Annotated in this window: 8 protein-coding genes; 1 reads left to right on the top strand and 7 read right to left on the bottom strand. The window is 58.8% G+C overall.

The window, feature by feature from the left end:
• Positions 1-117: 117 nt before the first annotated feature.
• The 6 genes from RBR25_RS17250 to RBR25_RS17225 form a co-directional block, all read right to left on the bottom strand.
• Positions 118-561 (bottom strand): HD domain-containing protein, encoded by a 444-nt coding sequence (locus tag RBR25_RS17250; RefSeq protein ID WP_432820780.1) that lies wholly within the window; start codon positions 559-561, stop codon positions 118-120.
• A gap of 83 nt (positions 562-644) precedes the next feature.
• Entirely contained in the window at positions 645-1,760 is a 1,116-nt protein-coding gene (csm6, locus tag RBR25_RS17245) for a CRISPR-associated ring nuclease Csm6 (protein WP_432820779.1), read from the bottom strand.
• On the bottom strand, positions 1,757-2,605 hold the full coding sequence (gene cas6 / locus RBR25_RS17240; protein ID WP_432820778.1) for a CRISPR system precrRNA processing endoribonuclease RAMP protein Cas6: 849 nt from the start codon (positions 2,603-2,605) through the stop codon (positions 1,757-1,759). Before cas6 ends, csm6 begins: the two co-directional genes overlap by 4 nt.
• Positions 2,606-2,974: 369 nt before the next feature.
• Entirely contained in the window at positions 2,975-3,331 is a 357-nt protein-coding gene (locus RBR25_RS17235; RefSeq protein ID WP_432820777.1) for an antitoxin Xre/MbcA/ParS toxin-binding domain-containing protein, read from the bottom strand.
• Between the two features lie 85 nt (positions 3,332-3,416).
• Positions 3,417-3,743 (bottom strand): hypothetical protein, encoded by a 327-nt coding sequence (locus tag RBR25_RS17230; protein ID WP_432820776.1) that lies wholly within the window; start codon positions 3,741-3,743, stop codon positions 3,417-3,419.
• Positions 3,744-3,771: 28 nt separating this feature from the next.
• Entirely contained in the window at positions 3,772-4,356 is a 585-nt protein-coding gene (locus tag RBR25_RS17225; RefSeq protein WP_432820775.1) for a S24 family peptidase, read from the bottom strand.
• 169 nt (positions 4,357-4,525) lie between these two features.
• On the opposite strand from RBR25_RS17225, the gene RBR25_RS17220 reads away from it, so the two are divergent.
• On the top strand, positions 4,526-6,112 hold the full coding sequence (locus tag RBR25_RS17220; RefSeq protein WP_432820774.1) for a hypothetical protein: 1,587 nt from the start codon (positions 4,526-4,528) through the stop codon (positions 6,110-6,112).
• 147 nt (positions 6,113-6,259) lie between these two features.
• Here the strand turns inward: RBR25_RS17220 and RBR25_RS17215 are convergent, their stop codons facing one another.
• Positions 6,260-6,457 carry a hypothetical protein gene (locus tag RBR25_RS17215; RefSeq protein WP_432820773.1) on the bottom strand — a complete coding sequence of 66 codons (198 nt, stop codon included), beginning with the start codon at positions 6,455-6,457 and terminating at the stop codon, positions 6,260-6,262.
• Positions 6,458-7,223 lie beyond the last annotated feature (766 nt).

The raw sequence follows: 7,223 nt of genomic DNA, 5'->3' as shown, positions 1-7,223 counted from the left end.
AAATGGACCATGCCGATCCGGGACTGGAAGGCGGCCCTCAACCGGTTTTCCATCCTGTTCGAAGACAGGATGCCGGCTTACTGATAACCGAAAACCAAACCATTTACACAAAATCATTTACACCGCCTTTCCTTTTTGTAACTCTTCCAGTGGCCGGGCTCCGTTGAGATCCAACTGCTCGAAAACGGACAACAGCCGGGCACTACGATAGTCACCCTCCCCCCCTTCTCCGGCTTTGCGATCGGTCCCCGCCGAAAGGCGATCGGCCACGCATAAGGCCTGCTCGAACAAATCTCCGCCCAGGGGTTTATGATGGGACGATGCCAGCCGGGCCAAACGGGAACGAACGGTATCGTTATCCAACTCTCTGGGTAATGGCAGGTTTTTTTCTATGAAGTAATCGCTGTAGAGCACATGCAGATGGGTCGACCGCCCATTGTTATTGGGGCAATATTCTCCCTCCATTTCCTGGCTTTTTCCCGCTCCTGCCCGTTGGGCAAACTTCCCAACATCGTGCAGCAGGGCCGCCAGCACCAAAATTAAAAGCTCGCGTTTCTCCATCGTTCCACCTCCAGGTAAAAAGCTGAACTCCATCTTAAACTGTCAATCTAGACAAAACTTACTTCGGCAACCTTGCCGTCCCCTTACATCACCACCCGGATCGCCTTTTTCTCCATGCCGATACCGTAGCGGACTCCGGGGCGTTCGGCGGTAGCGCCGACTTGCAGCAGGCGGGCTTCGTAATCCCCGAAGGTGCTGCGGATCAGCCGGTTGAGTTTGGAACGGTACTGCTTCACGTACTCCTCATCCAAGCCGGTGGCCCCGCTGACGACCGCTTCGCGGCTGGTCAACCGCTGGTAGAGCCGGGTCATTTCCTCCTGCTTTTGCAGAATCTGCTCGGTACTCAGGTAACACTCGTCACATTCGCCGCAGCGGTTTCGGGCGCAGGCCGCTTCCTGTTTGTGCAGCGCGAGCAGCGCGTAATAGGCCAGCAACGACGGCGGGACATCGCACTCCACCCCTTTCCAGATGACTTTCTTCTGTGGCAGATCGATGACCAGTCGCGGCTTGTCCTCGCGCACCAACGAGAGCATCAGAGCCGCAGGGCTTTCGGGTTGGCGGAGCATGGTCGGCGTCAGCTGCTGACGAAGAGAAAAGAAGGGCATGGGCACCAGGGTTATCTCGGCCTGGTCGGTGTTCATGTGACAAGGGCGGCGGTCGCGGGTAAGCACGGAGACGGTGCGCGGCTGTTTGGGCGGAAAATAGAATTCGCGACTGTTTTCGAATTCGGCGGGTTCGACCAGTACGTGGTAGATGCGATCCTGGGGACGGCTATAACACTGGGCGGCCAGAGTCAACGAGGCCCCCATGGTCTTGCGACCTCCGGCGATGGAATAGAACACCTGGGTGTGCGGATCGGCGGTCAGCTCGAAAGCGGTTTCCATGCACAGGCGCAGAAAAGCCTCGCTGGCTTCCTCGCCGCCGATGTCGTCGAGTTCGGCCCCGTGCTCGTCGGTGACGGCAAGTAGATGGCGCGGAGCGAAGTCGATGGCCTCACGGGACAGGCCCTGATCGTCGAGATACTGATAATAATGACCATCTCCCGAACGAAAGAGGTGCGCCAGGCAGGCATCCTTGCCGGCGCGAGTGGTCAGTACCCGGATGGCATCAACGGTCCTCCCCTGCTGATGCAGTGCGTACAGGGTTTCGGTGATGACCTGGGGAGTCAGACCACACAGGGCGAGGAGGATGGTTTTCATGCGACTGGATCCGGAGAAAACGTGAAATCGATTCGCCCCAGACCAAAGGCGCTTTGCTTGCCCAAGTGCAGCTCATGGACAAGATCCAGCAGGGGCAGGTATTCGCCGACGGCTCCCCAGTAGAGGATTTCACCGTTCATCCCACCCATGAGCATGGTCTGCTCCTGCCGGGAGGAATAACGTTTCCAGTCATGCCAACGTAGACGGGACTGGCGGATTTCCACCTCTTGGGCGCGGGCGACCAGACCCCGGTAGTCAAGTTCCGGCTCGCCGCCACCGAAGGCGGCGAAGAGACTGCTCACCCGGCGCAGGGCGGCCCGCGTCAGCAGATGGAAGGGGAGATCGGCGCTGAGCTGATTATCGAACTTGAGCCGAAGTGGGGTGAGCAGACGCAGGTGCAGCTCTCCCTGGGCCGGGGTTGCCGAACCCAGCTCCAGCATCCGGGGCAGGTGGGGTGTGAGTTGCCGCCGGGAGGGGTCGTAAAGGGATTGTCCCTCACAGCAGATACTATCCAGCGCATAGCGCCCCATCCCCTGCCCTCTCCGTCCGCCCAGACCCTGCTCGCCCATGGCCTCGAAGGCGTAAACGAAATAGGGGAGATAGTCGGTGAACTCACCGAAGAGCAGCAGCGTGAACTCAAAAAGATCGCCGGCGGCGTAGCGGGTTTGGGTAGTGGCGGGAGGTTCGATCACATAGGGATGGGGCGGAGCGACCTGACGGGAGCGATCGCCGGACGCGGGAGTGGCATTTTCGAAGACCCGGGCGTAGACACACCGGGCGGCGAGCAGACAGCGGGAGCAGTCCTTTTCCCGCACCGCGCAAACGACCTTTTTCAGGGGCCCCACCAAAAGCCCCGCGAAAGGTTGACCCCTTGTAAGGAGGCAACAGGGCGTCTTCGGTAAAACGGCAGGTGAACTGGTAACGACCGAACAGCATGGGCTTCCTCCATAAAAACAATTTCAATTCAGCGTCAAGCTATCATAGCAGCTGAGGATTGCTGTCTTTGGCAACCTTGCCAGGAATATGGAGCTCCAAACACAGCAAGGCCGCCCAGGGAGTACAAAATCCCGGACGGCCTTTATGCGTGCTGAGGTCTTAGGTTGTGAGTCATCTCCACCCTCGCCAATCAGTCAATGCCATATCATGAGAGTTTACCTTACCCCGATCGCCCATCGCGTGACAAGGCATTAATCCAACTCGAGGTTTTCCCTTCGTCACGAAACCACCCCATGCTCAATGCGGCCAAGAACCTTGAATACCTCTTCTTCTCCTTCCGCCCGCATCAGGGTGTCCATCGGCGCCTGTCCGCCCAGGACCGCAATTTTCGTCGTCAACCACTCCCCGGCTTTGTCTTCGTCACCGAAAACCTCCAGCGTGCGGCGCCGCAGAGCCTCCGGCACGGCTCGAAGCGCCACTTGGTCGAGGATGGCTTTAATCTGCGAATAAGACGCGTCATCCGGGAGTTCTCCCAGGTCGACGATCACCTGCCGTAGCATGGTGCCTTGGTGGTTTTCCGTGCCCTGACCGGGCATTGACGTCCGTGTCCGACTCCCGTTCCGTTTGTCCATCATATAATCTCCTTCTTGTCGTTACCGTGCGCAGGGCGGAATCGGCAAAAGTTGGTCCAATCCAGGATGGGGCACGCCGTTCCCACCCTCAGCGCATCTCGATGGCGACCAGGGCGTGCAGCCAGCAGGCGAAGTCGCCGATGGTCTTGCGCTCGTCGGTCAGCAGGGCGCGCCAGGCGTTGTTCTCCCCGGCCTTGGCCATGTTGCGGCTGAGGATGTTGCAGGCGTCGATGAAGGCGTTGTGGGCGAGGGTGCGGCCCCGGTCTTTTTCGAGCCGTTCCTCGGTCGAGAGCAAGGCCCAGGTCGCGCGGATATGGGCGTAGTCCAGCGCCTTGCGGTAGAGATCCCTACGCAGGCCTTCCAGCGTGGTTGCATCGATGCCGGCCCGGATTGCCCGGGCGGTCGTCAGGTCCATCTCCTCTCTCCTTTTCCTCTGGCGGACACTATACGGGAAGTTTGCGCAGGACCGCCTCGACCTTGCCCAGCACTTGGATCTCCCCGGTCAGGGGCGTTTCGGGATAGGCGGGGTTTTCCGCAAGCAGGGCATCTCCGGTCGCGGTACGACGGGCCAGCTGCCGCACCCGGATTCTCCCCGTCTCGTCGCGACACAGAAGCCGGTCCCCCAGCCTGGCCGGTTCGTCCCGGACCAGCAGCACATCCCCGGAATGGATGACGGGAAACATGCTCTCGTCCCGCATCCGGTAGGCAAAGCTCATCCCCTCCACCTCGGGAAACCCGACCCAGCCCCTGGGCGCGGCGTCTCCACCCGGCTCTTGCAACTGATCGTCCCCCAACAGCGGAAGCGCATGTTTCGTCGGGCCGTCCGGCTCGCCGGCAATCAGTTCATTGAGATCGGCCCCGAAGAGCTTGCGCACGGCGACGAGAAATTCCACATCCGGGTGCCGGTTCCCTTTCTCCAGCCGGTTCATGGCCGCCGGCGCCAGCCCGACCTGCTCCGCGAACTCCTTCTGTGAAAGTCCTGTTCGGACACGGAACAGCCGGATTCGTTCGGCAACATTTATTTCCATAAAAGAACTCCCGTTGAGGTTTATTGTCGCAGTACGACAACAGATTTCTTATAGCAAAAAAAAGTTCTTTTTTGTGCAATTTTATCTATTGATTTCCTTTCGGCCAATGTTAGCGTGGAATCACGTCAAGCAACTTTGTTCCACTTTCCTCAACCGAAAGGAGTCATGCATGAGAATCCCGCAAAACGAAGCCGAATGGTCGCAATTTCTGCAACAGGGCGGTCAGGAACTGCTGACCTACGTTCCGGCCGCCGCCACCGATCAGGCCCTCCTGTCCATCCGCTGCCATAGCTGCCGGGCGGAAGAGCACTCGGTCCGCGCCGGCAATCTGATCCGCCGCCAAAACCTCTGCGGCGTCTGCGGCAGTTATCGCCGCTACACCACCGAGCGGATCAAGGACGTGATCGCCGCCAACGGTGGCCTCTACCTCGGCGGCGAGGTTACGAGCAAAGAGTCGCTGGTCTGGATGAACTGCCCGGGCTGCGGACGGGAGGCAACCAAGACGGCTCACGACGTGATCCGGCGCCCGGAGAGCTGCGCGCAATGCCGGCTGGAAAAAGCCCGGAAGACCGTTTTGACGGTCAACCAGAACCTCGCAAAGGCTCAACAAATCGCTGCCGAACGCGGCGGAAAGTGCCTGACCACGGAGCCTCTGATCTCCACGACCGACCCCCTCCGGTGGGAATGCGCCATGGGGCACACCTGGGAGGCGACTCTCGGCAGCGTCGGTGGTATTGGGACCTGGTGCCCGACCTGCAACACCAGCCGGAGCGAAAATCTGGTGCGGGCTATCTTGGAAGCATCATTCGACACCCCGTTTCCCCGACAGTATCCGCCTTTTTTGAAAGGGCTGGAGTTGGATGGCTTCAATGCTGAGCTGGCTTTGGCTTTCGAAGCGAACGGCATCCAGCACTACGAACAGAGCCCGATGTTCCATAAATCGACAGCGGATTTCCAAATGCAGCAGGAACGCGATCTTAAAAAGCACGAACTCTGCCGCGAGGCGGGCATCACCCTGCTCGTTATTCCCCACTCGGTGACCGATGTTGGGGCTTTGGAAACCCGGGGCTACATCGCGGAGCAGCTGGCAGTCCACGGATTTGTGCCGCCCCACGACCCGATGACGGTAGAGATTGATCCTCGGAAAATCTACGACCGGAGCCAGGACGAGACGTATCAGATGCTTGTGGAGATTGTCAGGGAAAAAGGCGGAACATTTGCCACCGAGAACTACCTCGGCATCTCCCGGCCCCTGCAAGTCACCTGCGAACACGGCCATAGCTGGACGCCTTATCCCCACGTTATCCTCAAAGGGCATTGGTGTCCCGAATGCGCCGGTTGCAGCCGTCACGACCTCGATCATATCCGCCACGAACTGATGAAAGAGGGCTGGTCGCTGGATGAGGAAGATATCGAGTACCGCAATGCCCACCAGTTGCTGCCGATGCTCTGCACGAGCGGACACCGCGTCAATCGGACGTGGAACGCATGGAAAAACGGGGTCCGGTCCTGTCGGGAGTGCCGGCGGGAAGCAATCGGCGCCGGGTTTCTTGAAAAAATGTGCACTCGTGGCTTCGCCATCGACATGGGCAATCAGGACTACGCGGAGGGAAGCCAGATCGTGGCAGGGTGTTGCCTGGAGTGCTCCGGCGCGGCAGAAATGACGATCAGCCAGTGGAAATTTCTCGCGAAATGCCCCGAATGCGGCCGTGACCTCCCGGCCTATCATCCGTGCCTTGAACGCAAAAAAGCCTAAGCACGCCTAACTCCGACCTTTAATACGAAGCTCCCGGCACAGTCGGGAGCTTCATGTCTGGCTCAATTCAAGAAGCATATCCGGGCCGGCCTACAAGGGCCGCCGGAATCTGGCCACTACTATGCCGACCTGGAAAACGCCTAGCCGTCATCGAGGCCCAGGGGGAGGCCCCGCCAAGGCTATCGGCCACGAAAGGCCGGCGGTGATGGCCCGGGCTATCGTATCGTTCACGTTGCTCTTGCCGACACCGCAGGCTTTGGCCGCATCGCGCTGGCTCTGGTTGCAGCCCCAGACCAGTCCCAGGATCTCACTTATTTTTCGCATGGCAACTCTTTCTCTCGGCATCACGCCCTCCTCGGATGGAATCAAGGACGGCAGGATACCCGTGGAGTTACCCCGCGACTACACTCTCACATCACACTGGCCGGATGGCTCCGGAATGGTGGACGGAATCGAATCGGAATGCCGGCCGGATTCCCGCCGGAACGGTGGACGCTTTCCCGTCGGAATCGTGGCCTGATTCGGCCGGAATACGCACTAACAATTCTAACAAAAAAACCTATTGACTCATCAGAGTTGCGTGAGAATATAGAGGAAAGACAAGGAGGGAAGGAGTGCGGATAAGCCCTATCGCAGGGCTGTGAAGACGATTTCCCCGGGTTGCAAGAAGACTGGGGAATCTGTACGAATAAGCCTCGCTCCGAGGCTGTGAAGAGGGCAATAGGCAGTTGGGCGGGCGGACGCCGTGGTACGAATGAATAAGCCTCGATCTCGAGGCTGTGGAGGAAAATCTGTAGTTTCATCCCCGTTTTCGTGATTTTTCCTATGAATAAGCCTTGCCGCAAGGCTGTGAAGACAAGTGCCATGGACGATGTCATGGCCTTTCGTGACACTGTGCGAATAAGCTATTTTCTCCATTTTCTTCAAGAATTCAGAGTGCCATAAGTAGAGATTTTGGCACTCCCCGAAAAGTAGTTGCCCTCGCTGTCGTTTTCAGAAGACAGCTGCACCACCTGACTGGGTGTTGCTCCCGTTGTGCAGGCGGCTCCTGACACCGCAATATCAGAAGTCATCTCCACCAATCTCGACTATACTCAATACTCGTGTGCAC

Origin of the sequence: Trichloromonas sp. (genome assembly GCF_034006665.1) — a bacterium.
Lineage (GTDB): Bacteria > Desulfobacterota > Desulfuromonadia > Desulfuromonadales > Trichloromonadaceae > Trichloromonas.
Note: the sequence above shows the minus strand (reverse complement) of the source record. Positions and strands in the feature narration are given on the sequence as shown.

What these genes read in the sequence shown, in the direction of transcription:
- RBR25_RS17225 (WP_432820775.1), bottom strand. Translation starts at nt 4,356, where the DNA reads ATGGAAATAAATGTTGCCGAACGAATCCGGCTGTTCCGTGTCCGAACA.
- RBR25_RS17235 (WP_432820777.1), bottom strand. Translation starts at nt 3,331, where the DNA reads ATGATGGACAAACGGAACGGGAGTCGGACACGGACGTCAATGCCCGGT.
- RBR25_RS17250 (WP_432820780.1), bottom strand. Translation starts at nt 561, where the DNA reads ATGGAGAAACGCGAGCTTTTAATTTTGGTGCTGGCGGCCCTGCTGCAC.
- RBR25_RS17230 (WP_432820776.1), bottom strand. Translation starts at nt 3,743, where the DNA reads ATGGACCTGACGACCGCCCGGGCAATCCGGGCCGGCATCGATGCAACC.
- RBR25_RS17215 (WP_432820773.1), bottom strand. Translation starts at nt 6,457, where the DNA reads ATGCCGAGAGAAAGAGTTGCCATGCGAAAAATAAGTGAGATCCTGGGA.
- csm6 (WP_432820779.1), bottom strand. Translation starts at nt 1,760, where the DNA reads ATGAAAACCATCCTCCTCGCCCTGTGTGGTCTGACTCCCCAGGTCATC.
- RBR25_RS17220 (WP_432820774.1), top strand. Translation starts at nt 4,526, where the DNA reads ATGAGAATCCCGCAAAACGAAGCCGAATGGTCGCAATTTCTGCAACAG.